General features: G+C 59.3%; 1 protein-coding gene and 1 rRNA gene. One reads left to right on the top strand and one right to left on the bottom strand.

Going from position 1 to position 2393, the window contains the following annotated elements; all coding sequences use genetic code 11:
- Positions 1 to 1777: 1777 nt before the first annotated feature.
- Positions 1778 to 2191 (top strand): VOC family protein, encoded by a 414-nt coding sequence (locus LOC57_RS16325; RefSeq protein ID WP_229960981.1) that lies wholly within the window; start codon positions 1778 to 1780, stop codon positions 2189 to 2191.
- Between the two features lie 131 nt (positions 2192 to 2322).
- Here the strand turns inward: LOC57_RS16325 and rrf are convergent.
- Positions 2323 to 2393, bottom strand: a 5S ribosomal RNA gene (gene rrf / locus LOC57_RS16640); the annotation flags it as partial.

Genomic DNA, 2393 nt, shown 5'->3' with positions numbered 1-2393 from the left:
TGTTCATACAGACACAATGCCGGGGCCAAGGAAAATTGGCCGCCAGGCACTGCACTAAATTCGAAACCAGCTAAAAAAACCATTCCAGCCCACGGGGTGGGCGGAACAGTCGATTCAACCAATTAAATTAAATTGGTATCAATAAAACTTGGCACACTATTGAGTTCTCAAACAACAGACGCAATCCGAAAATACTCGGGAAAACAATGTTTTCCTTTTCTTCTTCGCTGCGACCTTCGTTTATCTGCGCCATTCCGTGGGCCATAAGGCGCACCGGAACTGCTCATATTTCCGAAGGGGTTTGGCCGCCATGCTCAGGCGCTTTCTCAGCGTCCCGGCCGCGGCGACTTAGAAGACTTTACACAGGTTTCACCCCGGTTGCAACTCGGCCCCAGCCGCACGCTTCAGCGCCGGGTTTTGCCCATCTGGCGGAGAGTAAGAGCCCGGCGCCGGCAGGGCGGCAGCTCGGAGCGGATCTGTGGCAGGGAACCGGACGCTGGCATCGGGCTCTACCCACCAAGGGTCGGCTGTGTACAGGCCACTGGCGCGATCAGTTGGGGCTTCCAACCGCGAGATGCCTCCTGACCCACCGCCGCCGGTCCCGTGAATAGTGCAGGTAGCGGCCCTGGTCCCGTACGACTTCCTCCATCGGAGCTGCTCGTTGCTCCCCCCAGTGGGCGTTCGCGTGAACGCGGCAGAGCAGCGCGATCCACCAAGTATTCGGCTCCCTGTCGACATGCCACGGCAAGGGACCACCAATGCTGCGGGGAGCCAAGGACTCCGCAGCGGGAGATGCAACGGTTGATGTGCCCGTCACAGTCGTAGCCAAACAAACAATGCTTCACTGCACCCTGGCCTCGAGAGCTTCTTGGATGAAGCCGGCACCGGCAGTCTTTCGCTTATGCAGCTCGTGCGGTGTGGCCACCCGATGTGGGATCGGACTGCTTTCCACCGACAATCTCCCGCCCATTGATAGGTTGTGGCAACTGAACAAATGTTTGAACAATAATCAGTTCCTGCGTGCAAGGCCCTGCCGACGGTTTCCCGTAGATTTTGAGAGCGATGGTGCCTTCGCTTTCCTCAACGGAGGCTGACTTAGGAAAGCCGCATTCAAAGTTTTGGGTTGTGAGATGAATTCTCTGCTCTGATTCGTCAACATCGTTTAGAGTCCAGGGTATTTCTTTCAGGGGTTCACTCGGTGTCTTCTGGATTGGGATACCACCGCTAAATGTAGGCAGAGACGGCTCAACCGGGGACGGAGGGTCTTGCCCGCAGGAACTTAGAGTGGTCACGAGGCAGCCAACAACAGGCAAGTTGCCTGACTCGTGACCAGAAAAGCCTAGTAGCTGGCAACCGATACACCCCCCGACCGCAAACCATATTCCCGTACGCAAAATTGGTACGAGTGTCTAAAGGACCTACCGTACCTACGCCGGAAAAGCCTGTGAAGGATCCTGCTGCGCAATTTGACCTACTGTTGCCTGCGGACGCTCGGCCCATGACAGCCAGGGCGGAGCTGGAGGGTGTCCAGATGGTTGGCGCGTAGGAATTCCCGGAGAGAATAGCTGCATCGATGACCCCATAGCCGCAGCCGAAACCGATACGAGCACGGCACCGGCCTCGTTTGGCGAATCGGCGGACCCAATAGGTTGTTCATGACCGCGGCTTGGGGATCATTTGGCCGGCGTGCGAAATCCGTGCTGGGACCCACGGCCGTTGCACCCGGTACTCGAGGCCCGGCGTGGCCGGGAGCCGTCCAGGCCGTTAGTGTTCGCTTATGGCCGGCTTTCCCCAACTCCTCCACACGGTTCTGGATACTCCCGATGTCCGGGGTCTGGCGGAGTTCTACCGTCAGCTTCTCGGGCTCAAGTACCGCCCCGGAGACGAACCGCAACCGGGCAGCACCGGCGATGGCGTTGATTGGCTGGTACTGACCGATGCCCGCGGCAACCGAAAGCTGGCGTTCCAGCATGTGGATCAGCTCGCGCGGACTACCTGGCCCCGGCCGGATGTGCCCAAGCAGATGCACCTGGACCTCACTGTCCCCAACCGGAAGACCCTCGCAGACCAACATGCCAGGGCACTGGCGTTGGGCGCGGAGCTCCTCTTTGATCGCACGGATGACCGCGAAGAACCGTTGTATGTCTACACCGATCCGGCCGGACATCCATTCTGTATCTTCGTAGCCTGACCCACACAGACCGGCGTGCCCTGCAGGGGGATCCCGGGCCGGCCGCTCGGGACCGGACCCCGGGACTAGGGTTGGCGGGTTAAACAGGTGAGGCCCGTACCAACACTGGTACGGGCCTCACCCCACAATTTGTCCGGCGGTGACCTACTCTCCCACACCCTCCCGGATGCAGTACCATCGGCGCTGTGGGTCTTAGCTTCCG

The organism is Arthrobacter sp. zg-Y750, assembly GCF_020907365.1.
Lineage (GTDB): Bacteria > Actinomycetota > Actinomycetes > Actinomycetales > Micrococcaceae > Arthrobacter_B.
This window is presented reverse-complemented; position numbering and strand designations above follow the sequence as displayed.

Coding starts and splice junctions, on each gene's coding strand:
- LOC57_RS16325 (WP_229960981.1), top strand. CDS start 1,778: ATGGCCGGCTTTCCCCAACTCCTCCACACGGTTCTGGATACTCCCGAT.